Origin of the sequence: Nocardioides psychrotolerans (genome assembly GCF_900113685.1) — a bacterium.
GTDB lineage: Bacteria > Actinomycetota > Actinomycetes > Propionibacteriales > Nocardioidaceae > Nocardioides > Nocardioides psychrotolerans.
Genome location: NZ_FOQG01000002.1, coordinates 66,213 through 90,569, shown reverse-complemented (window position 1 = coordinate 90,569; position 24,357 = coordinate 66,213). Strand labels below are relative to the sequence as shown.

Below are 24,357 nucleotides of genomic sequence, written 5' to 3'. Positions count from 1 at the left end.
GGCGCCTCATGAGCGAGCTGTTCTACTCGGATGCGAGGTTGTACGACCGGTTGTTCCCCGGAGGCGAACAGGCCGTCGACTTCTACAGGGCCGAGGCCGATCGGCAAGGCGGGTCTGTCTTGGAGCTCGGGTGCGGCACCGGAGACAAGCTGATCCCGATCGCGTCCGACGGGCATCCGTGCCTGGGCCTGGAGCTCTCGCCGCACATGCTTGCCGAGGCTCAGCGCAAGGCGGACGAGCGCGGCGTGGCGGTGGACTGGGTGCAGGGCGATATGCGCGAGCTCGACCTGGGCCGCACGTTCGACCTGGTGCTCATCGCCGCCAAATCATTGCTCCACCTCCATGAGGCTGACGACCTGGTGGACTGCTTCCGGTCTGTGCGACGGCACCTGGCGCCCGGCGGGCGGCTCGCCTTCGACGTGTTCAACCCGAGCATGCGCATGCTCGCTGAGGCCGACGGCGTTCGACGCAGGCGAGACGCGTTGTCGTTCGTGGATCCCGATCGTGGGGTGGTGCATGTCGATGTCGCGGAGACCTACGACGCGGCCGCCCAGGTGACTCTCGGGAAGTGGTATTTCTCGACCGATTCCAAGGCCGACTTCGCTGTGGCGCCGCTGGAGATCAGGAGCATCTTCCCCCAGGAGCTGCCGCTGCTGCTCTCGCTCGGCGGCCTCCGGGTCGTCGAACGCTTCGGCGACTGGTCCCGTGCGCCACTCACCGCAGATGCGCCGCTCCAGCTGCACATCTGCGAATCGGACTGAACCGGCTCTCAACGCCTCAAGTCAGGTCAGACCGCGGCGAGCGGCAGCAGCTTCTGACCGGTGGGGCCGATCTGGATCTCAGTGCCCATCTCGGGGCACACGCCGCAGTCGTAGCAGGGCGTCCAGCGGCAGTCCTCGACCTCGACGTCGGAGGACGGGTCGATGGCGTCCTCCCAGTCGGCCCAGAGCCAGTCCTTGTCGAGGCCGGAGTCGAGGTGGTCCCAGGGCAGCACCTCGTCGTAGGTGCGCTCGCGGGTGGTGTACCAGTCGAGGTCGACGCCGGCGGCGGGCAGCACCTCGGCGCAGGCCTCCGCCCAACGGTCGTAGGAGAAATGCTCGCTCCACCCGTCGAAGCGACCACCGTCGCGCCAGACCTGCTCGATGACGGCGCCGACGCGGCGGTCACCGCGGCTGAGCAGTCCCTCGATCGTGCCGGGCTTGCCGTCGTGGTAGCGGAAGCCGATCGCGCGACCGTACTTCTTGTCGTCTCGGACCGTGTCGCGCAGCTGCTTGAGGCGGGAATCGGTCGTCTCGTGGTCGAGCTGGGCGGCCCACTGGAACGGCGTGTGGGGCTTGGGCACGAAGCCACCGATGGAGACGGTGCAGCGGATGTCGTTGCGGCCCGAGACCGCGCGGCCTTCAGCAATGACGCGCTTGGCGAGCTCAGCGATCTGGAGGACGTCCTCGTCGGTCTCGGTGGGCAGGCCGCACATGAAGTAGAGCTTCACCTGGCGCCAACCGTGGGAGTAGGCCGCGGAGACCGTGCGGATGAGGTCCTCCTCGGTCACCATCTTGTTGATGACCTTGCGCAGCCGCTCGCTGCCGCCCTCGGGCGCGAAGGTCAACCCGGAGCGGCGACCGTTGCGGGAGAACTCGTTGGCGAGGTTGATGTTGAAGGCGTCGACGCGGGTGCTGGGCAGCGAGAGCGACACGTTGGTGCCCTCGTAGCGGTCGGCGAGTCCCTTGGCGACCTCGGCGATCTCGGTGTGGTCGGCGCTCGAGAGCGAGAGCAGGCCGACCTCCTCGAAACCGGTCGTGCGGATGCCGTTCTCGACCATCTCGCCGATCGTCTTGATCGACCGCTCGCGGACCGGGCGGGTGATCATTCCGGCCTGGCAGAAGCGGCAGCCGCGCGTGCAGCCGCGGAAGATCTCCACCGAGAAACGCTCGTGCACCGTCTCGGCCAGTGGCACGAGGGGCTTGCGGGGGTACGGCCAGGCATCGAGGTCCATCAGCGTGTGCTTGGTGACGCGGTGCGGGATGCCCGGACGGTTGGGTACGACGGCCTCGATCGTGCCGTCGGCCGCGTAGGTCACGTCGTAGAACCGCGGCACGTAGATGTTGCCGGTGACCGCGAGCCGCCGCAGCAGCTCGTCCCGCCCACCTTGACGACCCTCGGTCTTCCACTCGCGCACGACCTCGGAGATCGCGAGCACGACCTCCTCGCCGTCGCCGAGCACGGCGGCGTCGACGAACGCGGCGATCGGTTCGGGGTTGAACGCCGCGTGGCCACCGGCGAGGACGATCGGGTCGGCGTCGGTGCGGTCGGCGGCATGCAGCGGGATGCCCGCGAGGTCGAGGGCGTTGAGCATGTTGGTGTAGCCGAGCTCGGTGGAGAAGCTCAGGCCGAAGACGTCGAAGTCCTTCACCGAGCGGTGGGCGTCGACGGTGAACTGCGGGATCGGACCCAGGTCGTCGCCGGCCCGCATGATGGCCTCCATGTCGGGCCACACGGAGTAGGTCCGCTCCGCGACGATCCAGTCGCGCTCGTTGAGCACCTCGTAGAGGATCTGGACGCCCTGATTGGGCAGGCCGACCTCGTAGGCGTCGGGGTACATCAGCGCCCAGCGGACCGTCTCGCCGTCCGGGGCGCAGTCCCACTCCTTGACGGTCGAGTTGAGCTCGCCCCCGACGTACTGGATCGGCTTGGAGACCGAGGAGAGACGGGGCTCGAGACGGGGGAAGACGCTGACGGACATGGGCTCCAGACTAACGGCGCAGGGTGAGAACCTCCGATCTGACGACGCTCCGTAGGGTTTGCCTCATGACAGCGACGACGATCCGTGGCCGCTTCCAGTGGACCGTGGCGGTGCCCATCGCCGCCCTGGTCGTCCTGGCGGCCACGTGGGCCACCCACGAGGCGTGGCCGGTGCTCGTCCTGGTCGCGGTCGCGCTCGTCGCCTCGGTCGTCTGCGCCGTGCACCACGCGGAGGTCGTGGCACACAAGGTCGGGGAGCCGTTCGGCTCGCTGATCCTCGCCGTCGCCGTGACCGTCATCGAGGTCGGGCTGATCGTGATGCTGATGACCAGCGGCGGCGAGGGCACCAGCACCTACGCCCGCGACACCGTCTTCGCCGCCATCATGATCACCCTCAACGGCATCGTGGGCATCTCGCTGCTCGTGGGGGCAGCGAAGCACCACCTGGTGAGCTTCAACGCCGCCGGCACGGGCGCCGCGCTCTCCACCGTCATCACGCTCGCCTCCGTGTGCCTGGTGCTCCCGAGCTTCACCACGTCGGCCCCCGGCCGGGAGTACTCCGTGTCGCAGCTGGCCTTCGCCGGCGTCGCCTCGCTCGCGCTCTACGGCGCCTTCGTCTTCACCCAGACCATCCGGCACCGTGACTTCTTCCTCCCCGTCTCCAGCGACGAGCAGGGCCTCATGACCGGGCTGCTCGACGAGGACGAGGACGGGCACGCCGACCCGCCGAGCGACCAGGAGGCCAGGCTCAGCGCCGGCCTGCTCGTCGTGGCGCTGGTCGCCGTGGTGGGTCTGGCCAAGCTCCTCTCCCCCACCATCGAGGACGGCGTCGAGAGCCTCGGCTTCCCCTACGCCGTCGTGGGTGTCGTCATCGCGTTGCTGGTGCTCGCCCCGGAGTCGATCTCCGCGCTGCGCAACGCCGCACGCGACCGGGTGCAGAACAGCCTCAACCTCGCGTTCGGCTCCGCCATGGCCTCGATCGGCCTGACGATCCCGACGATCGCGGTCGCGATGATCTGGATCGACGGCCCCCTCACGCTCGGTCTCGAGCCGACCCAGATGGTGCTGCTCGCGATCACCGTCGTGGTCTCCGGCCTGACGGTCGTCCAAGGTCGGGCCAAGGCGCTGCAGGGCTTCGTCCACCTCGTCCTGTTCGCGACGTTCCTCTTCCTCTCGATGCAGCCATGAGCCGGCTGCGCCCCTCGCGACGACCAGATCACCCCTAGGTCACCGCCCACACCGGCCGGCCCACACCGGCCGGCCCGACCAGGCGGCTCAGGACCGGACGAGCACTCCGGGTGTCGGCGTCATGCGCGCCGCCGGCGCCGAGATCGCCCGGAGGTGGATGTTCTGCAGCAGGCCCACCGCGAGCATGCCCGCGAACATCGAGCTGCCGCCGTAGGACACGAACGGCAGCGGGACGCCCGTGACCGGCATGATGCCGACGCACATCCCGATGTTCTGGAAGGCCTGGAAGCCGAACCAGCAGGCGATCCCGGCGGCCGCGATCCGACCGAAGACGTCGTCGGTGTGGGCCGCGATCGACAGTGCACGCCACAGCACCACCACGAGCAGACCGATCAGCAGACCGGCCCCGACGAGGCCCAACTCCTCGCCGGCGACGGTGAAGACGAAGTCGGTGTGCTGCTCGGGCACAAAGCCGGAGCGGGTCTGCGAGCCGTCGAAGAGGCCCTGGCCGAAGAGCCCGCCGTTGCCGACCGCGATGCGCGCCTGCTCGACGTTGTAGCCGGCGCCGCGCGGGTCGAGGTCGGGGTTGGTGAAGGCCAGGAAGCGGTCGACCTGGTAGGCCTTGAGCGCTCCTCCGGCCACCGCGGCGACAGCGGCTGCGACTCCCCCGCCGGCCAGCAGCACCAGCCAGCGGCGTCGGGCGCCCGACGCGGCGAGCACGCCGAAGACGGTGGCCGAGAGGACCAGCATCGTGCCGAGGTCGGGCTGGAGCATGATCAGCGTGGCGGGCACGGCGGCGACGCCGAGCATCGCGACGACGTCGACGGTCCCGACCCGCGTGCGCCAGCGCGCGTCGGCGCGCTCGGCGACCACGAGCGCCATGCCGACGACGACGGCGAGCTTGGCGAACTCCGAGGGTTGGATCGACATCCCGCCGACCATCAGCCACGAGCGCGAGCCGTTGATGGTCGAGCCCATCGTCAGCACCAGCACCAGGCCGACGACCGAGGCGAGGTAGACCAGCGGCGTCAGGATCCGCACCCTGCGGTGATCGGTGGCCATTACGGTCACCATCAGCACCAGGCCGATGGCGACGTTCATGACCTGCTTGCCGAGGTAGGCCGAGGAGTCGCCGCCGGTGAGGTCCTCGCGGTTGCTGGTGGCCGACCAGACGAGCAGCGCGCCGAGCACGGTGAGCGCCAGGACCGCACCCATCAGCACCCAGTCGATGCCGTTGACCTGGCTGAGCCGGCTGCTGGAGCGGGTGCCGGGACGACCGGCGGGACGACGGGCCGGGCGGGCCGGGCGGGTCGGGCGGGTCGGGCGGGTCAGGGGGCGGACGCTGGTCGTGGTCATCGCTTCTCCGTCGCCGGGGGCAGGATCGAGCCGTCACGTCGGAAGGTCGGCAGGCCCTGGGGAGGGGTGACCCCAGGGATGGCCGCGTCGGAGGAGCGGACCTCCTCGCCGGTGACGCCGTAGAGGGACTCCCAGATCGCGCGGACCGCCGGGCCGGACGTGCCGGAGCCGGTGCCGCCCTGGCTGATCATCATCACCACGACGTAGTCCTCGGAGTAGGACGCGACCCACGAGGTCGACTGCTTGCCGTAGACCTCGGCAGAGCCGGTCTTGGAGCGGATCTCCACCTCGTCGAGCGGGAAGCCGACCATCCTCCAGGCCATCGTGCCCTGCCGGGTCACGCCCTTGAGCGCGTCGTCGATGTAGCCGAAGACGCCGTCGGGGACCTTGACCTGTCCGACCTTCTTCGGGGCGATCTCGCGGATCACCGTGCCGTCGGAGCTGACCACGGCCTTGCCGATGCGCGGGGCGTAGAGCGTGCCGCCGTTGGCGATCGCGGCGTAGGCACGCGCCAGCTGCAGTGGGGTGACGATGGTGTCGCCCTGACCGATGGCGAAGTTGACGGCGTCACCGGCACGGTAGGCGTAGCCCTCGGCGCAGAACTCGCGGGCGAAGAGGTAGACGAAGTCGGAGGTGTCGGCCGTCTGCGGCTCGGCGGCCAGGTCGCAGTAGTAGTCCTTCTGCGACTCGAAGTAGGCGCGCTTCCAGGTGCGGTCGGCGATCCGGCCGGAGGCCTCGCCCGGCAGGTCGATCCCGGTCTCGCGCCCGAAGCCGAACTTCTTGGCCTCCTCGACCAGCGGGTCGCGGGCGTCGACGTCGGCGACGTCCGAGCCGTAGCGTTGCCAGTAGTCGAGCCCGACGCGGTAGAAGAACGTGTTGCAGGAGACCTCGAGCGCCTTGGCGAAGCTGATGTAGCCGTAGGCGCCGGACTCGTAGTTCTTGAAGTCGCGGTTGCCGACGCTCAGGAAGGACGAGCAGTTGAGCATCGTGTCCATGCTGTAGCCGTTGCTCAGCGCACCCGCCGTCATGAACGGCTTCCACGTCGAGCCCGGGGCGAACTGGCCCTGGGTCGCGCGGCCGAGCAGCGGCGTGCCGGCGGCCTCCGAGTAGAGCCGCGCGAGCTGCTTCTTGGTGATGCCGCCGACCCAGAGGCCGGGATCGTACGTCGGCTGGCTGGCCATCGCGACCACGCGACCGGTGTCGGCCTCGAGCACGACGACGGCGCCGGAGTCGGCCACGTAGTTCTTGCCGGTCACGGTGTCACGCGTCGCGCGGGCGACCGCGATGGCTTCCTCGAGCTGGGTCTCGACGACCCCCTGGACCTTGGCGTCGATGGAGGTGACGAGTGTGTCGCCGGGCTGGCTCTCGACCTCGCCGTCGTCGCCGAGGACGCGGCCCATCGAGTCGACGGCGACCGAGCGGTAGCCGGGCATCCCGCGCAACCACCGGTCGTACTGCTTCTCGACGCCGGCGCGGCCGACCGCGGAGGCACCGTTGACGGAGCGGTCGCCGTCGGTCTGCGCGGTGTCGTACTCCTCCTCGGTGATCGGGCTGAGGTAGCCCAGCACGTGGGCGAGGTTGATGCCGAAGGGCTCGGGATAGGAGCGCACGGTCTGCTGGTCGACCACGACCGCCGGGAAGTCCTCGGGCTGCTCGAGGATCCTCAGGGCGACCGACTGGGGCACGTCGTGAGCGACGGGCACGGCCTGGAACGGCGAGCCGTTCCAGCACAGGCCGGAGACGCTGCCCTCCTCACCGCACGTGACGAGCTGCTTCTCGATGCGCCTGGCCCGCTCACCGACGACGCGACCGAGGCGCTCGACGAGCTTGGCCCGGACGCCGTCGGTCATCTTGTCGACGACGGTGCGGTCGACCGAGACGACCCACGAGGTGCGGTTGGTGACCAGCGGCCGGCCCTGGTCGTCGACGATCAGGCCCCGCTGGGGCTGGACGACGATCTCGCGCACGGACTGGGCCGCGGCCTGCGCGGTGTATTGGTCGCCGGAGACGACCTGGAGGTAGTAGAGGCGCACGAACAGGGTGGCGAACAGCGAGAACACCAGGGCCTGCAGGACCACCAGGCGCAGCCTGCTGCGTTGGGCCGCCTGCGGTCGGGCGGAGGTCACGGCATCGCCCGCTCGGGCTCGAGCTGCTGGAACAGCATCATCACCAGCGGCAGGACGAACGGCGTCAGCACGAGGTCCCAGACCACGCTGATGCCGATCACCTGGAGCAGGTCGGGCACCGTGAGCGGCGGGTCGCGCAGGAGCAGGCCACTCAGCGCGAAGACCGAGGTGCCCAGGAAGGACGAGGCCGCCACCGTCGCCAGCGCAGCGGTCACGGTGGGCTTGATGTCGAGCGCGACCCGGCCGGCGACGTAGCCGACGACCACGAGCGCGAGCGCCCAGCGACCGGCCACGTGATCTGCCGGCGGCGCGAGGTCGAGCAGCACGCCCGCGGCGAAGCCGAGGAGCATCGCGAACTGCGAGCCGCGCACCAGCGCCGCTCCGACGACCACCAGCAGCACGAGGTTGGGCACGACGCCCTGCCAGGAGACGTGGGAGAACACCGAGACCTGGAGGACCAGCGCGAGGCTGACCGCGGCGACGGCGAGGAGGGCGCGTACGGAGGTCACCGCAGGCTCCCGTCGGCCTCGATGACGGCGCGGTCGCTCGAGGTGCCCGAGGGCACGACGACGCCGACGAGGTCCAGCGCCCCGAAGTCGACGAACGGCTCGATGACCGCGCGCTGCGAGGAGTCACGCAGGTTGGAGAAGACGGTGGAGATGCGGCCGACCGGGACGCCGGCGACGTAGGGGGCGCCGCTCTCGCTGCCCCAGGTGACGACGGTGTCGAACTTGCGCGGCACGACCGACTCGTCGATCAGGTCGAGGTCGAGGCGGCCCTCGTCACCGAGCACGCCGCGGCCGTGGAGCATCCCGATCTCCATGCTCTCGCCCACGCGCCCGCCGACGACCGAGTCGGCGTCGATGAGCAGCAGGACGGTGGCCGTGGTGGCGGTGACGCGCAGGATGCGGCCGACCAGGCCGTCGTTGTTGACGACCGTCATGTCGGGCCGCAGACCGGAGCGGGCGCCGGCGTCGATGGTCACGGTGCTGGAGAACGACTGCGAGGGACCCATTCCCACGACGCGGGCGGGGACCAGGGCATAGCCGAGGGTGCCTGCGGCGGCCGTCAGCCCGTCGTACTCGGCGAGCTTGTTGCGGTCGTAGCCGGAGGTGTTGACCTGCTGGCGCAGCGCGGCGTTCTCGGCCTCGAGGTCGTCGATCTCGGCGCGCATCGTGTCATGGGTGGAGAACCAGCGCGGGATCGCGGTGACGGGGCGTACGACGGCCGCAGCGGTCACCTCGACGGGTCCGTAGACCTCGCCCAGGGCGCGTCGCACGGGCTCGACGGGTGAGTCGGAGCCGCCGTGGTAGTCGAGCGTGATCAGCGTCGCGCAGGCCAGCAGCAGGGCGACGACGAGCGCGCGCGGCGGCTGACCGCGACCGGGAGAGCTGTCGGCGCTGCCCCAGCGGCGCTCGCGGTGCAGGTCGAGGGCCATCAGAAGCGCCTCGCGTCGGAGACGAGCACCTGCTGGAGCGCCTCGAACTCCTCGACGCACCTGCCGGCGCCCAGGACGACGGAGAGCAGCGGCTCCTCGGCGACGTGGACGGGCATGCCGGTCTCGTGGCGCAGGCGCTCGTCGAGGCCGCGGAGCAGGGCGCCGCCACCGGTCAGGACGATGCCGCGATCCATGATGTCGCCGGCGAGCTCGGGCGGGGTCTGGTCGAGCGTGGCGCGCACGGCGTCGACGATCGCGTGCAGCGGCTCCTCGATGGCCTGTCGCACCTCGACGGCGGAGACCACGACGGTGCGCGGCAGGCCGGTGATCATGTCGCGGCCGCGGATCTCGGCCTCGGGCTCCTTCGCGCTCGGGAAGGCCGAGCCGAGGGTCATCTTGACCTCCTCGGCGGTGCGCTCCCCCAGCATCAGGGAGTGCTCCTTCTTCATCCAGGTCACGATCGCGGCGTCGAGCTCGTCGCCGGCCGTGCGGATGCTGAGGCTGGTCACGATGCCGCCGAGGGAGATGACCGCGACCTCGGTGGTGCCGCCGCCGACGTCGACGACCATGTTGCCGGTCGCCTGGTGCACGGGCAGCCCGGCGCCGATCGCGGCGGCCATAGGCTCCTCGACGATGTAGACCCGACGGGCGCCGGCCTGGTAGCCGGCCTCCTTCACGGCGCGCTGCTCGACGGCCGTGATGCCGCTGGGCACGCAGATGACCATGCGCGGCTTGGCAAAGTAGCGACGACGGTGCACGCGCTGGATGAAGTAGCGCAGCATCTGCTCGGTCGCCTCGAAGTCGGCGATCACGCCGTCCCTGAGCGGGCGGATCGCGGTGATGTGGTCGGGCGTGCGCCCGATCATCCGCTTGGCGTCGTGGCCGACCGCCAGGATCTCGCCGGTGGTGTCGTTGACCGCCACCACGCTCGGCTCGTCGAGCAACACACCCTTGCGCCGGACATAGACCAGCGTGTTCGCGGTGCCGAGGTCGACCGCCATGTCGCGGCCGATGAAGCTGTTCGCCATGCCCAACGCCTCGCAGCTCGATAGCAGCGTGCGCTCGGGGAAGAGGGCCCGACGCGCGCACGCCCCGCCGTACCCAGGCTCGAGCCTAGGTTCCGATCCGCCGATCTCCGCGCAGGCACGCCGTTGCGCGTGTTGCTGGTGTGGCTGGGGGTGTCTTGGGTGTTGCTCGTGGCGCCCGCCCGAACCTCAGAGAAAAGGCTCCGGGTCCGTGCGACGCTGCCAGTCGCGCCGGTCGGCCTCGGGGACCTCGAGGCAGGGTCCCTCGACGGAGAGCAGGACGTAGGCGCCCTGGCCGGGGAGTTCGGAGAGGGTGGCAGTGAGGTCACCGTCGCTGCCCTCCAGGGTGTTGCCGCCGGGGCGCTCGCCGGGGATGGGGTCGGCGAACCCAGCGGCCTCGAGCACCGGCACCAGGGCGTCGAGGAACGGAGGCGAAGCGGAGGCGCCGACGTCGACGCGGCCCGTGGCGGTGTAGCGGAACGTGCGGAACTCGTCCTCGGAGGCCGACTCACAGCCTTCGACGCGACCGGTCGTCCGGGAGGCGCTGCCACCGAGCGCGTCGACAACGCCGGTCACGAGCACCGCGGCAGCGGCGCGGGCGCGCTCCCGCTGCCCCTCCAGGGCCGAGCTGTCCGTCACGTCGCCGCCTCCCGATTCCGCTCCCGATCCACATCCGCCGAGCACCAGCATCGCCGACAGCGCAGCGCCCACGACGACCAGGCGCGTCACCGGGTGGCCGGTGTGGTCGGGTCGCGGTCGTGCTCCGGGTCCTGCACGCCGTCGTGCCACGGGTCGTAGACGTGGTCGGCGTGCTCGACCGCGTCATAGTTGCCGTTGACGATCTGGCTGATGTTGTAGAGCGACTCGGTGTCGTGGTCGAAGTACTTGGAGTGGTCGCCGAACGAGAACGCTCCCCCGCGGGTCTCCGACTCGGCCTCGAAGCGATTGCCGCCGAAGTCGTCCTCGGCGGGGTCATCGCCGAGCCCGGCACCGAAGAGCGTCTCGCCGTGCACCCAGCCATGGTTGCCGAGGTCGGCGATCGGGTCACGGCTGTTGGCGCCGGCCCACACGTGCTCGGGGTCGATGCCGGTGTCGCCGGCGTCGTTGGTGTCGCCCCCGACCCCGGGGCTGCCCACGAAGACGATCTCGTCGACCTCCATCCCCTGGTCGTGAGCCGCATGCCCGGTGGTCGTCGAGCCATAGCTGTGGCCGACGGCCGTGAGGTGCGCGGGCTCACCGTCGCGGCTCTCGCGCAGGCCGTCGATCGTGTCGGCGAGGTGCTCACCACCGGCGGTCGCCATCGACTCGGTCGCGACGCCAGCGCCGTCGAAGCCCTCGTCCCACGGCGCGTTGTCGGGGGCGTCGTAGCCGATCCAGAACATCGTGGCGTTGCTGGCGTCGGGGTCGAGGTAGCGGGTGGACTCATAGATCGTCGCGGCGCGGTCGGCCTGGTATCCAGCGCTCTCCGCGTCCGTGCCGAAGCCGGGGACGACGACCGCCACGTTGTCGGCCGTGTCGAGGTTGCCGGCGCTGATGGCGATCGCGCCGTCGCCGTCGAAGGCGGCCGGGTCGTAGAGGTAGACCTGGGTCTCGATGGGCTCACCGGTCACGGGGTCGACCCGGTCGGCGATGTTGCGGCGGGCCTCGTCGGCGGCCCGGGCGTTCTCCAGCCAGGTGCGCTCGTCCTCGGTCAGGACCCCCAGGGACTCGGTGTGCGTCCAGTTGGCCAGGTCGCGGTCGAGAGCGACCGTGTTGGCCGCGTTGCGCGTCCCGGCGGGGATGCCGTCGAGGTTGCCGATCGCGCCGGGAGCCGCCGTGATGATCGCCTGCTGCTGGACGTAGGTGAGCGAGTCCCACCACGTGCTGACCTCCCCCGGGCTCGCGCCGGAGCCGGGCTTGGTGGCCAGCGCAGCGTCGGCGGGGTCGACGACGCCGCCCCAGATGCGCTCGACGGCCTCGGCCTCCTGCACCCGCTGGAAGGCCTGGACCATCGCGGTCTCCTCGGCCGCCAGGTCGCTCGACCAGGTGGTCAGGTCGGTCTCGTAGGCCTCTACCTCGCGCCGCACCCGGTCGCACTCGGCCTGGAGCGCAGCCGCGTCGTCCTCGGTCGCCGTCGCGATCTCGCCCCGCAGCCGCGCGACCTCGCCGGCGAGGTGGGAGCGTCGCTCCTCCAGGTCCGTACGACGGTCCAGCAGGCGCTGGAGCTCGTCGGCGTGGGCATCGACGCGGGTCGCGACGGAGCGCAGGGCCAGCGACATCGAGTCCGCCCGGCGACCGATCGGGGCGATGGTCTCGTGGTATCGCTCGGAGCCGCGACCGGTCCAGTCACCGATGCGCGCGTCCCCGGCCACGAACGTGCCGAGGTCGTCGATCTGGGCCGACGCCGCGAGCAGGTCGCCACCGCAGTCGCGAACCGCACCGGGTTGGCAGGTGAGCAGTGGGACCGGGCGCGGCTGGGGTGGCAGCGTGATCGTGGTCATCGCTGCTCCGTCACGTAGGTCGAGAGGAGGAAGAGGTCGATCCCGGCGGCCTCGTCGCTGCTGACGTAGTCCTGGATGACGACCCGGAGCCCGTCGGCTCGTGCCTCGGAGTCGGTGCCGAGCGTCTCGGCGTGGCGCTGCCACTGGGTCAGGAAGCGCGAGGCCGCTCCCGAGACCGCACGCGTGAACCCGTCCGTGCCGGCGCCGCCGACCTGACCTGCAGCGGCGTCAAGGTCGAGGTGCTGGTCGTCCCAGCGCTGGGAGGCGACGCCGACCGAGAGCGGCACGACCTCCATCACCGACCACCCGCCTGTGGTCGCACCGGGGGACGGGTCAGCTCCCGGGCGCGGTCCTGCCCGACCGGCAGGGACTCGGAGGCCAGCTCGACGAGCAGCGTGCCCGACCCTTCGGCGTACGACGCGGTGAGCGTGAGCTCGTCGAGGTAGCCGACGAGCCGCTCGACCGGACCGTCGGGCCGCGTGACGGCCCAGCCGTCGGACTCGAGCTCGGCGCGCAGGGCGACGAGCACGTGGAAGCCGTCGTCGCGACGCGTGACGAGGCGCGCGGTCGCACGCACTGTCTCCGGACCGGTGCCGAAGGTGCAGCGTGGCCGCGGCCGATCGTCACTGTCGGGAGCCACCATGGACCACAGGCCCCGGGCGACGGCCTCGACCCGCAGCAAGGTGGAGGAGACCACCTCGTCGGACACCGGATCAGCAGCGTCGGGCGGGCCGAGTGGTGGCAGCAGCACGACGTCGACATCGCGATGACGCCGTCGCAGGACGTCGAAGAACGGGTCACCGACAGGGTCCGAGAGGGGGCGCAGCTCCATGCGTAGGAGCGTGCCCACGTCAGCGAGGAGGAAACTCCACCGCCCGCAGCGTGTGGACCGGAGCGTGGACCGGAGCGTGGATCAGTGCTGCGGGAACCAGATCGCGATCTCGCGCTCGGCGGACTCGGGCGAGTCCGATCCGTGCACGAGGTTCTCGCGGTTGGAGAGCGACAGGTCGCCGCGGATCGTGCCGGGCGCAGCCTTGCGGCCGTCGGTCGCGCCGTTGATCGCGCGCACGACCTCGATCGCCTCGTCACCCTCGAGCAGGAGGGCCACCAGGGGACCGCTGGTCACGAAGGCACGCAGCGGCGGGTAGAAGTCGCGCTCGACGTGCTCGACGTAGTGCTCGTCGGCCTTCGAGCCGTCGATCAGGCGGTGCTCCATCGCCACGATCGTGAGGCCCTTGGCCTCGAAGCGGGACAGCACCTCCCCGACCAGTCCGCGCTTGACGGTGTCGGGCTTGAGGAGGACGAGGGTGCGCTGGCTCATGGCCCGCACCCTAGGCCATGGCCCTCGCGACCCGGCCGAGACGGGCAGCACGGCTGACCACGTCGGCAGGCACCGGCCCGCTCGCGTCGTCGCCCGTGACGGGAGTGTCCGCGACCCGCCGGATCGGGATCACCCCGCCCCAGGTCCCTGCCTCGACGTCCTCGACGTCGTCGACGGGACCTTCGGCGCGCACCTTGAGCGAGGCATCATGGAGGGGTACGGCGAGCACCGAGGTCGCTGCCAGCTCCTTGCGCGTGCTGGGGCGCAGGGTCGCGGAGCGGCCGGGGACCATGTGGTCGACGGTGAGGGCGAGGGCGTGGGCCTTCTCGTCGGCATCGGTGACGATGCGGGCCACGCCGACGATGACCGCCGAGCGGTAGTTCATCGAGTGGTGGAAGGCCGACCGCGCCGCGACCAGGCCGTCGACCTCGGTGACGGTCACGCAGACGGTGGTGGCCCCCGAGCGGTTGAGCCAGCGCGCCGCGACCGAGCCGTGCACGTAGAGCGTGCCACCCTCGTCCGGACCGTCGAGGTCGACCGCGAAGGCGACCGGGAGCACCACCGGGTGGTCGCCGACGTCGACGCCGAGGTGGGCCACGAGCGCGTCATCGAGCAGCGCGTGGAGCGCGGTGCGGTCCTCGACGGCGCGGTTGCGGCCACGGTTGACCGTGGTCCGGGCGGTGGGCGAGAGCGGGGCGAGCGTCATGCGTCTAGTCTGGACGGTGAGTGGCCCGTCGTCACGGGCCAATTTGCCCTCACTCCAACAGGACACTCGTGGCCACCCTGATCGTCGACCTCGACCGAGCCGGACCGATCCCGCTCGGCGTCCAGCTCAGTGGTCAGGTCCGCTCCCGCATCACCGGCGGCCTCCTCGCACCCGGCGAGCGTCTGCCCAGCAGCCGGGCACTGGCGCGCGAGCTGGGGGTCGCCCGCTCGGTCACCGAGCAGGCCTATGCCCAGCTCGTCGCGGAGGGCTGGCTCGAGGGCCGGCACGGGTCGGGCACCTACGTCGCGGCGAGCGGTCCGCTGGCAAGTCCCACCCGGCACCGTCGCCCGGCTGCGACTCCCGATCGGCCACTGCTCCGGCTCGACTCCGGAACCCCCTGGATCGACGACCGGCACCGACCCGCCTGGCGACGCGCCTGGCGCGAGGTCAGCGCCGCGACTCCCCCGCGCGGCTACGACGACCCACGCGGCCTGCCGGAGCTGCGCGCCGAGCTCGCCGCCCGGCTGACCCGCACCCGTGGGCTCGACGTCCACCCCGACGAGGTCCTCGTCACCGCCGGCACCACCGATGGGCTGCGGCACCTCATGACCGCCCTCGGGCCGGGTGACGTCGTGGTCGAGGACCCGGGCTACCGAGCTGCCGTCGAGACCATCCGCGCGACCGGACGCCGTGTCGTCGACCTCCCGGCACTCTCGCCCGTCACGGACCTGCGCGACGTCGTCGCGGCCTACGTCACTCCCGCACACCAGCACCCGCTCGGCCCGCCGATGTCCGGCGCCGACCGGCTCTCGCTCCTGGCCGCCGCCGACACCGCGGACGCCCTGGTCGTGGAGGACGACTACGACTCGGAGTTCCGCTACGACGTCGCACCGATCCCCGCGCTGGCCAGCCTGGACCGCGACCGGGTCGCCTATCTCGGCACGGCCAGCAAGGCCGTCGCCCCCAGCCTCAGGCTCGGCTGGCTGGTCGCTCCCGCAGGCGTTCGCGAGCGCGTCGAGCACCACCGCGCCCTCACCCACGACGCGGCGTCCTGGCCGGTCCAGCGAGCATTCCTGTCCCTCCTGCGCGACGGCTACGTCGACCGCGTCGTCCGCTCCGCGCGCCGGGTCTATGCCGACCGTGCGACGCGCGTGGCGGCCGCGCTCACGCCGTACGTCGAGGCGCCGGTGGCGGGCATGTACGCCGCCGTGGTGCTCCCCCGCCCCCTCGCGCTGGCCGCCCACCGGGCCGCCCGCGACGCCGGCTTCGACGTGCCACTGCTCTCGGACTACTGCCGCACGGCCGACCTGCACGGCCTGATCGTCGGCTTCGGCGGCTGCACCGACGCCGAGCTCGACAGGGCGCTCGCGGTGCTGGCCGGGGTGCTCGGGAGCTGAGCCAGCCTCAGTCGGCCTGGCCCTCGGCCTCGACCTCGGCAGCGAGCTCGGCGTCGAGGGCGGCGTAGGCCGCGGCACGCTCGCTCTCGATCTTGCGGCCCAGGAAGTCGGCGGTGCCCCACAGCAGGGCGAAGATGCCGCCGAGGACGAACATCAGCGGGATCACGAAGCCGAGTGCGATCGCTGCGAGCTGGATGGCCCAGCCCAGCAGGTAGCCCCACTCGGCGCGCAGGACGCCGGCCACGAGCAGGCAGGCGACCATCAGGCCCAGACCGACCGACAGCGCGGTGGCGACGCCGACATCGGCGATCACGATCATGACCGGCGTCGTGAGCCCGAGGGTGATCGCCTCGAGGCTGAGGATGGCGGCGCACATGCCGCGACGCGGCGAGCGCTGACGATCGCTCATGAACGGCGCCTCCTGATCAGGGCACGGGCCTCTCCGACGGTGACCACGGATCCGGTGACGAGCACGGCACCGGAGCCGAGCGACTGGCCGGCGTCCTCGCCCGACTCCGCCATCGCAGCGGCCTCGTCGATGGCACTGGCGAGGTCGGGCTCGACGCTGACGCGGTCCTCGCCGAACACCTCGATCGCGACCTGCGCGAGCTCGGCGGCCGGCATCGCGCGGTGCGTGGAGTTCTGCGTGCACACGATGTGGGCGAAGTGCGGCTCGAACGCCGACAGCAGGCCCTCGTAGTCCTTGTCGGCCATGACCCCGACGACGCCGATCAGCGGGGAGAAGGCGAACGAGTCGTCGAGCGCGTCCGCGATCGCCTCCGCGCCGTGCGGGTTGTGCGCGGAGTCGAGGACGATCGTGGGGCTGCGTCGCACGATCTCGAGGCGACCGGGCGAGCTGACCTCGGCGAACGCCGCGCGCACGAGCTCCTCGTCGAGGGGCTGGTCGCCGGCGAAGGCCTCGACTGCCGCCAGCGCGACGACGGCGTTCTGCGCCTGGTGCGCACCGTAGAGCGGCAGGAAGACGTCGTCGTAGCGTGCGCGCAAGCCCTGAAGGGACACGACCTGGCCGCCGACCGCGGGGACCCGCGAGATCACGCCGAACTCCATGCCCTCGCGCACGACGGTGGCACCGACCTCGACGGCCCGGGCGAGCAGCACCTGGGCGACATCGGGGGTCTGCTGGGCGAGGACCGCGAGGGAGCCTGACTTGATGATGCCGGCCTTCTCGGCGGCGATGTCGACGGGTGTGTCGCCGAGGTACTGGCTGTGGTCGACCGCGATCGGCAGCACCACGGCGACCGTCGCGTCCGCGACGTTGGTGGCGTCCCACGAGCCGCCCATGCCGACCTCGACGACGGCGACGTCGACCGGAGCGTCCGCAAAGGCGGCGAAGGCCATGCCGACGACCGTCTCGAAGAACGACAGCGGGTGGGCCTCGGAGGAGTCGACGAGGTGCGTGAACGGCGCCACGTCGTTGAAGGCGCGAACGAAGCCCTCGTCGTCGAGCTGCTCGCCGTCGATGCTGATCCGCTCGGTCATGCGCTCGACGTGGGGCGAGGTGAAGCGACCCGTGCGCAGGTCGAGCGCGCGCAACAGCGTGTCGATCATCCGCGAGGTCGTCGTCTTGCCGTTGGTGCCGGTCAGGTGGATCACGGGGTAGGACGCCTGGGGGTCGCCCAGCAGCTCGGCGAAGGCGCGGATCCGGTCGAGCGACGGCTCGAGCCTGGTCTCCGGCCAGCGGGAGAGCAGGGCGTCCTCGACCTCGGCGAAGGTCTCGGCCAGACGGGGTTCTTCAGGGGTCTCGGTCATCTCACCTCCGAGTCTAGGGACCCGACCCCTCGACCCGAGACTGGAACAGGTTCTAGTCTGCACGCATGAGGACCACGGTCGCGATCGTCAACGAGCAGGGACAGGACTTCACCTTCGAGGAGGTGGAGATCGACGGACCACGCGCCGACGAGGTGCTGGTGCGCATCGTCGCCACCGGCCTGTGCCACACCGACATCACGATGCGCACGATGCTGCCACCGGAGATGTTCCCCAACGTCTTCGGCCACGAGGGCGCGGGCGTCGTGGAGGAGGTCGGCGCCGACGTCAGCGGCATCGCCGTGGGCGACCACGTCGTGCTCAGCCTGCGCTCGTGCCGGAGCTGCGCGAAGTGCGACGCCGGCATGATCGGCTATTGCGAGTCCAGCCTGATGATCAACTACATGGGCATGCGGATGGACGGCTCCACCACCTACTCGCGCGACGGCTCCCCCGTCTTCGGCTCCTTCTTCGGCCAGTCCAGCTTCTCCCAGCACGCGATCGCCTACGCCGACAACGTGGTCGTCGTCGACAAGGCGCTGGACCTCACCAAGATCGCGCCCTACGGCTGTGGTTTCCAGACCGGCGCCGGCGCCGTGCTCAACGTGCTCCAGCCGGGTCCGACCGACAGCCTGGCGGTCTACGGCGTGGGCGCCGTGGGGCTCGCCGCCATCGCCGCCGCCAAGGCGCAGGGCGTGGGGACGATCATCGCGGTCGACCTGATGCAGAGCCGCCTCGACGTCGCGGCGCGCTACGGCGCGATCGGCGTCAACCCCGCCGAGCTCGCGCAGACCGGTCTGGGCAGCCCGCTGGTCGACCGCGTCAAGGAGCTGAGCGGCGGCGGGACGAGCGGGGCAGTCGACACGACCGCCGTACCGGCCGTCATCAAGCAGGCCGCTCAGGCCCTCGGCGTGCGCGGACAGCTGGTCATCCTCGGCCTCGGCGCCGAGGAGTTCCCCGTCGACGCGATCGACATCATGCAGAACGGCAAGGTCATCCGCGGCAGCGTGGAGGGGGACTCCGACCCGCTGACGATGGTGCCGCGGTTGATCGAGATGCACGAGGCCGGCCAGTTCGACGTCGACGACCTGATGGTCAGCTACCCGTTCACTCAGATCAACACCGCCATCAGCGACGTGAGCACCGGCAAGGTGGTCAAGCCCGTCCTGGTCTGGTGACGCTGCTCATCCACCGCCGGTCAGCGGATGACCAGGTTGACCATGTCCTCGACGCGGCGAAAGCCGATCGCCTCATAGATCTTGTTGGACGTCGGGTTGGCCTGGTCGGTGAAGAGGCAGGCGCGCACGCCTTCGTCGAGCAGCCGCTGCGAGACGGCAGCCACCGTCGCGCTCGCGTAGCCATGGCCGCGGGCCTCACGCGGTGTGTAGACCGGCCCGATGCGGGCCACGCCGAAGGACGGCGGGTTGTGCGCCGTCAGGTGGACGACGCGACCCTCGTCCTCCCACAACCACACCAGGCCCTCGTCGATGCGCCTGGCCATCTCGTCGGCCTCCATCGGCTCGCCCTCCTCCAGGGGCTCTGACCCCGCCTGTTCGGCGGCGTCTGCGGCGAAGGCGTCCCACCAGCGCACGGCCAGGTCGCCGTCCTCGGCCCGCGCGGGCCGAAGCCGGCCCGACGGCTGCGCAGGTGCCACCACATCGGCGACCTCCCACAGCCGCATGTGCTCATGGACCGAGGCCGTGCCGCCAGTGGCGCGGGCGATCTCGTCGGCCACGTGACCGCTCGCGACGAGCGCGCCGTTGACGGCCCTGACCTCCTCGCCCCGTTCCAGGACCTCCCGCGCCAGGGCGCGAGCGGCGGTCTCGGGCATCGGCAGCACATAGAGCCAGTACGGCGCGAAGGGCGCTGTGCGCATCGCGACACCGACCACCGTGTCGCCTTCGCGGACCGCGGCCCACCAGCGAGGGTGGTCGCCACGGGGCTCGCCCCGACGGTCCGCCGCGAGCAGCTTGTGGGACACGCTCGACACCACGGTGGTGAGCACCGGGTCCTGCTGGAGATGGGCCTCGGCGTGGCTGAGGAACTCCGCCGGGTCGTTGTAGAACTGCACGTCCGTCATCCCTGAAACCTAGGCGTGGTCACGCGCCCGGGACCAGTGGATTAAGCGGGTGATGGCCACCACTAGGATTTGTGCATGACCGAGATCATCGACAGCCAGGCACCGGACGAGACGCGCACCGACAGCGGCGCCGTCGTACCCGCGAAGCCGGCCCTCGAGGGTCTCGAGGAGAAGTGGTCCGCGCAGTGGAAGGCCGATGGCACCTACGCCTTCGACCGCACCCAGCCGCGCGAGAACGTCTTCTCGATCGACACCCCTCCGCCGACCGTCAGCGGCAGCCTGCACGTCGGGCACGTCTTCTCCTACAGCCACACCGACCTGATCGCACGCTTCCAGCGCATGCGCGGCAAGTCGGTCTTCTACCCGATGGGCTGGGACGACAACGGACTGCCGACCGAGCGTCGGGTCCAGAACTACTTCGGCGTGCGCTGCGACCCCTCGCTGCCCTACGACGCCGACTTCACCGCGCCGGAGAAGCCGGACCCCAAGAAGCAGGTCCCGATCTCGCGGCCCAACTTCATCGAGCTCTGCGAGCAGCTGGTCGAGCAGGACGAGCAGGTCTTCGAGTCGCTATGGCGCACGCTCGGCCTCTCCGTCGACTGGGACCAGACCTACACAACCATCGGCCCAAAGGCCCAGAAGGTCAGCCAGACCGCGTTCCTGCGCAACTACGCCCGGGGCGAGGCCTACCTCCAGGACGCGCCGACCCTCTGGGACGTCACCTTCCAGACCGCGGTGGCTCAGGCCGAGCTCGAGGCACGCGACTACGCCGGGGCCTACCACCGCGTGACCTTCCATCGTCCCGACGGCCAGACGGTCGCGATCGAGACCACCCGCCCCGAGCTGATCCCCAGCGTCGTGGCGCTGATCGCCCATCCCGACGACGAGCGCTACCAGCCGCTCTTCGGCACGACGGTCGCCTCGCCCGTCTTCGGCGTCGAGATCCCGGTCGTGGCGCACCCCGCCGCCGACATGGACAAGGGGGCCGGCATCGCGATGTGCTGCACGTTCGGTGACCTCACCGACGTCACCTGGTGGCGCGAGCTCGACCTCCCGGTCCGCACGGTCATCGGCCGTGACGGTCGTTTCCTCCGCGAGACGCCGGAGTGGCTCGCCCACGATCGCGCAGCGACGGCCTACGCCGAGCTCGCCGGCAAGACGGTCTTCTCCGCCCGCGAGGCCATGGTGGCCGCGCTGCGCGAGTCCGAGGACCTCGTCGGCGAACCCACCCCGACCCAGCGCATGGCCAACTTCTACGAGAAGGGCGACAAGCCCCTCGAGATCGTGGCCACCCGCCAGTGGTACATCCGCAACGGTGGTCGCGACGCGGCCCTGCGCAGCGAGATGCTCGACCGCGGCGCAGAGATCCAGTGGCTGCCCGCGCACATGCGCCACCGCTACGACAACTGGGTCGGCGGCCTCAACGGCGACTGGCTGGTCTCTCGGCAGCGCTTCTTCGGCATCCCCTTCCCCGTCTGGTACCCCCTCGACGACGAGGGCGAGCCCGACTACGCGCACCCGCTGATGCCGGCCGAGGCCGAGCTGCCGGTCGACCCGTCCACGCAGGCGCCGCAGGGCTACTCCGAGGAGCAGCGGGGCGAGCCGGGCGGCTTCCTGGGCGACCCCGACGTGATGGACACCTGGGCGACCTCGTCGCTCACGCCCCAGATCGCCGGCGGCTGGGAGACCGACGACGACCTGTGGCAGCGCGTCTTCCCGATGGACCTCGCCACCCAGGCCCACGACATCATCCGGACCTGGCTGTTCTCCCGCATCGTGCGCTCCCACTTCGAGAACCACGCCGCACCGTGGTCGCACGCCCTCATCTCGGGTTTCATCGTCGACCCCGACCGCAAGAAGATGTCGAAGTCCAAGGGCAACGTGGTGGTCCCCGACGAGATCCTCGGCAAGTACGGCGCCGACGCGGTCCGTTGGCGTGCTGCGATCGCCCGGCCCGGCCTCGACTCGCCCTTCGACGAGTCGCAGATGAAGGTCGGACGTCGCCTGGCGATGAAGGTCCTCAACGTCTCCAAGTTCGTCCTCGGTGGCGTCGGGGCGACGTCGGCCAACTCGGTGGAGGTCACCGAACCCATCGACTGTGCCCTCCTGGGCCGGCTGGCCGCGGTCGTCACCAAGGCCACGGACGCGTTCGAGGCCTACGACTACACGACGGCGCTCGAGGTCAGCGAGAAGTTCTTCTGGGAGTTCTGCGACGACTACGTGGAGCTCGTCAAGGCTCGCGCCTACGACGAGGACGGCGGCGCCCCCACCGAGTCGGCCCGCGCCACGCTCGCCCTGGCACTCAAGGTGCAGCTGCGCCTGCTCGCGCCGTTCCTGCCCTACGTGACCGAGGAGGTCTGGTCGTGGTGGCAGGAGGGTTCGATCCACCGCAGCGAGTGGCCACTGGTCGCCGAGCTCGGCTCTGCCGCGGCCTCCGACCCGGCGGCCGTCGATGCGGTGGCCGCGGCCCTGGTCGGCATCCGCAGCGCCAAGTCCCAGGCCAAGGTCTCGATGCGTGCCGAGCTGTCACGCGTGGAGATCTCCGGACCGGAGCTGCTCGTGCGTGCCGCCGAGCTCGCCGAGCGGGACCTGCGCTCGTCCGGCAAGATCACCGGCGACCTGGTCTTCACCGTCACCGATGCCACCGCACTGTCGGTGGTTGCGGAGCTCGCGCCAACCGACTGACGCCCCACGCCTGAGGCGAGGGCTACCGGTGACCCCGGTGGCCCTTGCCGCCCTTGTCCCGGTCCCCGTGCTTCGACCCGTGGCCCTTGCCAGCCTTGTCCCGGTCGCCCTTGTCCCGGTCGCCGTGCTTCGAGCCGTGGCCCTTGCCACCCTTGTCCCGGTCGCCGTGCTTCGACCCGTGGCCCTTGCCACCCTTGTCCCGGTCGCCGTGCTTCGACCCGTGGGCCTTGCCACCCTTGTCGCCGTCACCGTGCGTGGAGCCGTGGCCTCGGGACCCGTTGCGCCTGCCGGGTTTGGCGCCCTGCCCGCGATCGGGGCGAGTGGTCGATCGGGTCGGCGTGGAGACGACCGGTCGCGTCACCTCGACGACCGCCACGGCCGGCGTGAGGGCGGGTTCGGGCGCGACGGGGGCTGCCTTGACGGGGGGTCGGGGCGCGATCTCGACGCCCGCGGCCACCTCCTGCACGGCCTCGATGCCGGTCGTGAGGAAGCCCCGCACCGCGTCGCTGCGCAGGGCGCTGGCCATGATCACGGCGCACACGAGCGCGACGGCACAGAATGCCATCAGCGGTCGCCGCTGCTCGCTGCTCATCGTCTCTCCCAAGTGACGTCCGGTGCGATGCTTCTCGTCACCAGTCTGGAGACACAACGAAGCTGTGCCAACTCAGGGAACGCCCACGGCACAGATGTCTAGACCGCGACGTGCCACGAGCGGGAGGGCCTCACGCGGACTTCTTCTTCTTGGCCTCGGACTCACGCAGGACCAGCGTCGGCGCGACGTCCTCGAGGACCACCTCGCCGGTCACGATGACCTTGGCGATGTCACCACGGGAGGGGACCTCGTACATCACGTGGAGGAGGACCTCCTCGATGATGGCGCGCAGCCCACGAGCACCCGTGCCGCGCTCCATCGCCTTGTCGGCGATGGCCTTGATGGCGTCCACGGTGAACTCCAGCTCAACGCCGTCGATCTCGAAGAGCTTCTGGTATTGCTTGACCAGCGCGTTGCGCGGCTCGGTGAGGATCTGCACGAGCGCGTCCTGGTCGAGCTTGGTGACGCTCGCGATCAGCGGCAGACGGCCGATGAATTCGGGGATCAGGCCGAACTTGGTGAGGTCCTCGGGACGGACCTGCGAGAGCAGGTCCTCGGCGTCGCGCTCGGCGGCCGTGCGGACGTCGGCGGTGAAGCCGAGGTTCTTCTTGCCGACCCGCTGCTCGACGATGTGCTCGAGGCCCGCGAAGGCACCACCCACCACGAAGAGGATGTTGGTGGTGTCGATCTGGATGAACTCCTGGTGCGGGTGCTTGCGGCCACCCTGCGGTGGGACCGAGGCGGTCGTGCCCTCGATGATCTTGAGCAGCGCCTGCTGCACACCCTCGCCCGAGACGTCGCGCGTGATCGAGGGGTTCTCCGCCTTGCGGGCCACCTTGTCGATCTCGTCGATGTAGATGATGCCGGTCTCGGCCTTCTTGACGTCGTAGTCGGCGGCCTGGATCAACTTGAGCAGGATGTTCTCGACGTCTTCACCGACGTAGCCGGCCTCGGTAAGCGCCGTGGCGTCCGCGATGGCGAACGGGACGTTGAGCATCCGCGCGAGCGTCTGGGCGAGGTAGGTCTTGCCACAACCGGTCGGGCCGATCACCAAGATGTTGCTCTTGGCGACCTCGACGACCTCGTCCTTGCTGTGCTTGCCAGCGACCGGCTGGAGGCCGGACTGCACGCGCTTGTAGTGGTTGTAAACCGCAACGGCGAGCGACTTCTTGGCCTGCTCCTGCCCGATGACGTAGGAGTTGAGGAAGTCGAAGATCTCCTTCGGCTTGGGCAGCTCCTCGAGGCTGACCTCGGTCCCCTCGCTGAGCTCCTCCTCGATGATCTCGTTGCAGAGGTCGATGCACTCGTCGCAGATGTAGACGCCGGGTCCGGCGATGAGCTTCTTGACCTGCTTCTGGCTCTTGCCACAGAAGGAACACTTCAGCAGGTCGCCTCCGTCACCGATGCGTGCCACGGGGTCATCTCCTTCATGCGGTTGAGCGAGTCGAGCATTGGTG

Annotated in this window: 22 protein-coding genes; 5 read left to right on the top strand and 17 right to left on the bottom strand. The window is 70.5% G+C overall.

Annotation, left to right across the window (positions count from 1 at the left end; translation table 11 throughout):
• Positions 1-8: 8 nt before the first annotated feature.
• Entirely contained in the window at positions 9-761 is a 753-nt protein-coding gene (locus tag BM204_RS02605; protein ID WP_091110187.1) for a class I SAM-dependent methyltransferase, read from the top strand.
• 26 nt (positions 762-787) lie between these two features.
• Here the strand turns inward: BM204_RS02605 and BM204_RS02600 are convergent, their stop codons facing one another.
• Positions 788-2,740 carry a TIGR03960 family B12-binding radical SAM protein gene (locus BM204_RS02600; protein WP_091110185.1) on the bottom strand — a complete coding sequence of 651 codons (1,953 nt, stop codon included), beginning with the start codon at positions 2,738-2,740 and terminating at the stop codon, positions 788-790.
• Between the two features lie 65 nt (positions 2,741-2,805).
• Between BM204_RS02600 and BM204_RS02595 the strand changes: the two genes are divergently transcribed.
• Positions 2,806-3,927 carry a calcium:cation antiporter gene (locus BM204_RS02595; protein ID WP_091110184.1) on the top strand — a complete coding sequence of 374 codons (1,122 nt, stop codon included), beginning with the start codon at positions 2,806-2,808 and terminating at the stop codon, positions 3,925-3,927.
• A gap of 87 nt (positions 3,928-4,014) precedes the next feature.
• Here the strand turns inward: BM204_RS02595 and rodA are convergent, their stop codons facing one another.
• The 11 genes from rodA to BM204_RS02540 all read right to left on the bottom strand — a co-directional run bounded on the left by rodA (position 4,015) and on the right by BM204_RS02540 (position 14,379).
• Positions 4,015-5,283, bottom strand: coding sequence for a rod shape-determining protein RodA (gene rodA, locus BM204_RS02590; protein WP_091110182.1), 1,269 nt, complete (start codon positions 5,281-5,283; stop codon positions 4,015-4,017).
• The gene (mrdA, locus tag BM204_RS02585) at positions 5,280-7,409 is read right to left on the bottom strand and encodes a penicillin-binding protein 2 (protein ID WP_091110181.1); all 2,130 of its coding nucleotides are present in this window, start codon (positions 7,407-7,409) and stop codon (positions 5,280-5,282) included. Before mrdA ends, rodA begins: the two co-directional genes overlap by 4 nt.
• Positions 7,406-7,918, bottom strand: a complete 513-nt coding sequence (gene mreD / locus BM204_RS02580) for a rod shape-determining protein MreD (RefSeq protein ID WP_091110179.1) — start codon at positions 7,916-7,918, stop codon at positions 7,406-7,408. Before mreD ends, mrdA begins: the two co-directional genes overlap by 4 nt.
• Complete coding sequence (mreC, locus tag BM204_RS02575; RefSeq protein ID WP_091110178.1) at positions 7,915-8,847, bottom strand: rod shape-determining protein MreC; 933 nt, start codon at positions 8,845-8,847, stop codon at positions 7,915-7,917. The genes mreD and mreC overlap by 4 nt, the downstream gene beginning before the upstream one ends.
• Complete coding sequence (locus tag BM204_RS02570) at positions 8,847-9,875, bottom strand: rod shape-determining protein (RefSeq protein WP_174813044.1); 1,029 nt, start codon at positions 9,873-9,875, stop codon at positions 8,847-8,849. Before BM204_RS02570 ends, mreC begins: the two co-directional genes overlap by 1 nt.
• Positions 9,876-10,061: 186 nt before the next feature.
• Positions 10,062-10,511, bottom strand: a complete 450-nt coding sequence (locus tag BM204_RS02565) for a hypothetical protein (protein WP_147095105.1) — start codon at positions 10,509-10,511, stop codon at positions 10,062-10,064.
• An 86-nt stretch (positions 10,512-10,597) separates the two neighbouring features.
• Positions 10,598-12,352: an alpha/beta hydrolase gene (locus BM204_RS02560; RefSeq protein WP_091110174.1), complete on the bottom strand. Its 1,755-nt coding sequence runs from the start codon at positions 12,350-12,352 to the stop codon at positions 10,598-10,600.
• On the bottom strand, positions 12,349-12,648 hold the full coding sequence (locus BM204_RS02555; protein WP_091110173.1) for a hypothetical protein: 300 nt from the start codon (positions 12,646-12,648) through the stop codon (positions 12,349-12,351). The genes BM204_RS02560 and BM204_RS02555 overlap by 4 nt, the downstream gene beginning before the upstream one ends.
• Positions 12,648-13,184, bottom strand: a complete 537-nt coding sequence (locus tag BM204_RS02550) for a hypothetical protein (RefSeq protein WP_091110171.1) — start codon at positions 13,182-13,184, stop codon at positions 12,648-12,650. The genes BM204_RS02555 and BM204_RS02550 overlap by 1 nt, the downstream gene beginning before the upstream one ends.
• A gap of 81 nt (positions 13,185-13,265) precedes the next feature.
• Positions 13,266-13,673: a nucleoside-diphosphate kinase gene (ndk, locus tag BM204_RS02545; RefSeq protein WP_174813045.1), complete on the bottom strand. Its 408-nt coding sequence runs from the start codon at positions 13,671-13,673 to the stop codon at positions 13,266-13,268.
• Between the two features lie 10 nt (positions 13,674-13,683).
• Positions 13,684-14,379: a pyridoxamine 5'-phosphate oxidase family protein gene (locus tag BM204_RS02540; RefSeq protein WP_091110168.1), complete on the bottom strand. Its 696-nt coding sequence runs from the start codon at positions 14,377-14,379 to the stop codon at positions 13,684-13,686.
• Between the two features lie 68 nt (positions 14,380-14,447).
• Here BM204_RS02540 and pdxR point away from each other — a divergent pair, with 68 nt between their 5' ends.
• The gene (gene pdxR / locus BM204_RS02535; protein ID WP_091110166.1) at positions 14,448-15,776 is read left to right on the top strand and encodes a MocR-like pyridoxine biosynthesis transcription factor PdxR; all 1,329 of its coding nucleotides are present in this window, start codon (positions 14,448-14,450) and stop codon (positions 15,774-15,776) included.
• Between the two features lie 7 nt (positions 15,777-15,783).
• On the opposite strand, the gene BM204_RS02530 is transcribed toward pdxR, so the two are convergent.
• Both BM204_RS02530 and folC read right to left on the bottom strand, forming a co-directional pair.
• Positions 15,784-16,185, bottom strand: a complete 402-nt coding sequence (locus tag BM204_RS02530) for a DUF4233 domain-containing protein (protein ID WP_246166577.1) — start codon at positions 16,183-16,185, stop codon at positions 15,784-15,786.
• A complete protein-coding gene (gene folC, locus BM204_RS02525; protein ID WP_091110165.1) occupies positions 16,182-17,546 on the bottom strand; it encodes a bifunctional tetrahydrofolate synthase/dihydrofolate synthase in 1,365 nt (454 codons plus the stop codon). Before folC ends, BM204_RS02530 begins: the two co-directional genes overlap by 4 nt.
• A 65-nt stretch (positions 17,547-17,611) precedes the next feature.
• On the opposite strand from folC, the gene BM204_RS02520 reads away from it, so the two are divergent.
• A complete protein-coding gene (locus BM204_RS02520) occupies positions 17,612-18,721 on the top strand; it encodes an NAD(P)-dependent alcohol dehydrogenase (RefSeq protein WP_091110163.1) in 1,110 nt (369 codons plus the stop codon).
• Positions 18,722-18,741: 20 nt separating this feature from the next.
• Here BM204_RS02520 and BM204_RS02515 read toward each other — a convergent pair whose 3' ends face one another.
• Positions 18,742-19,623 carry a GNAT family N-acetyltransferase gene (locus BM204_RS02515; RefSeq protein ID WP_091110161.1) on the bottom strand — a complete coding sequence of 294 codons (882 nt, stop codon included), beginning with the start codon at positions 19,621-19,623 and terminating at the stop codon, positions 18,742-18,744.
• A gap of 75 nt (positions 19,624-19,698) precedes the next feature.
• Here BM204_RS02515 and valS point away from each other — a divergent pair, with 75 nt between their 5' ends.
• A complete protein-coding gene (gene valS / locus BM204_RS02510) occupies positions 19,699-22,308 on the top strand; it encodes a valine--tRNA ligase (RefSeq protein WP_091110159.1) in 2,610 nt (869 codons plus the stop codon).
• Between the two features lie 22 nt (positions 22,309-22,330).
• Here valS and BM204_RS02505 read toward each other — a convergent pair whose 3' ends face one another.
• Complete coding sequence (locus tag BM204_RS02505; RefSeq protein WP_091110158.1) at positions 22,331-22,900, bottom strand: hypothetical protein; 570 nt, start codon at positions 22,898-22,900, stop codon at positions 22,331-22,333.
• A gap of 130 nt (positions 22,901-23,030) precedes the next feature.
• Positions 23,031-24,314, bottom strand: coding sequence for an ATP-dependent Clp protease ATP-binding subunit ClpX (clpX, locus tag BM204_RS02500; protein ID WP_091110156.1), 1,284 nt, complete (start codon positions 24,312-24,314; stop codon positions 23,031-23,033).
• Positions 24,315-24,357: the final 43 nt, after the last annotated feature.

Excerpts from the sequence above, each read along its gene's own strand:
- BM204_RS02530 (WP_246166577.1), bottom strand. The coding sequence starts at position 16,185 with ATGAGCGATCGTCAGCGCTCGCCGCGTCGCGGCATGTGCGCCGCCATC.
- BM204_RS02515 (WP_091110161.1), bottom strand. The coding sequence starts at position 19,623 with ATGACGGACGTGCAGTTCTACAACGACCCGGCGGAGTTCCTCAGCCAC.
- BM204_RS02570 (WP_174813044.1), bottom strand. The coding sequence starts at position 9,875 with ATGGCGAACAGCTTCATCGGCCGCGACATGGCGGTCGACCTCGGCACC.
- valS (WP_091110159.1), top strand. The coding sequence starts at position 19,699 with ATGACCGAGATCATCGACAGCCAGGCACCGGACGAGACGCGCACCGAC.
- BM204_RS02605 (WP_091110187.1), top strand. The coding sequence starts at position 9 with ATGAGCGAGCTGTTCTACTCGGATGCGAGGTTGTACGACCGGTTGTTC.
- BM204_RS02600 (WP_091110185.1), bottom strand. The coding sequence starts at position 2,740 with ATGTCCGTCAGCGTCTTCCCCCGTCTCGAGCCCCGTCTCTCCTCGGTC.
- BM204_RS02595 (WP_091110184.1), top strand. The coding sequence starts at position 2,806 with ATGACAGCGACGACGATCCGTGGCCGCTTCCAGTGGACCGTGGCGGTG.
- BM204_RS02560 (WP_091110174.1), bottom strand. The coding sequence starts at position 12,352 with ATGACCACGATCACGCTGCCACCCCAGCCGCGCCCGGTCCCACTGCTC.
- folC (WP_091110165.1), bottom strand. The coding sequence starts at position 17,546 with ATGACCGAGACCCCTGAAGAACCCCGTCTGGCCGAGACCTTCGCCGAG.
- rodA (WP_091110182.1), bottom strand. The coding sequence starts at position 5,283 with ATGACCACGACCAGCGTCCGCCCCCTGACCCGCCCGACCCGCCCGACC.
- BM204_RS02555 (WP_091110173.1), bottom strand. The coding sequence starts at position 12,648 with ATGGAGGTCGTGCCGCTCTCGGTCGGCGTCGCCTCCCAGCGCTGGGAC.
- BM204_RS02550 (WP_091110171.1), bottom strand. The coding sequence starts at position 13,184 with ATGGAGCTGCGCCCCCTCTCGGACCCTGTCGGTGACCCGTTCTTCGAC.
- ndk (WP_174813045.1), bottom strand. The coding sequence starts at position 13,673 with ATGAGCCAGCGCACCCTCGTCCTCCTCAAGCCCGACACCGTCAAGCGC.
- BM204_RS02540 (WP_091110168.1), bottom strand. The coding sequence starts at position 14,379 with ATGACGCTCGCCCCGCTCTCGCCCACCGCCCGGACCACGGTCAACCGT.
- BM204_RS02520 (WP_091110163.1), top strand. The coding sequence starts at position 17,612 with ATGAGGACCACGGTCGCGATCGTCAACGAGCAGGGACAGGACTTCACC.
- mreC (WP_091110178.1), bottom strand. The coding sequence starts at position 8,847 with ATGGCCCTCGACCTGCACCGCGAGCGCCGCTGGGGCAGCGCCGACAGC.
- BM204_RS02505 (WP_091110158.1), bottom strand. The coding sequence starts at position 22,900 with ATGAGCAGCGAGCAGCGGCGACCGCTGATGGCATTCTGTGCCGTCGCG.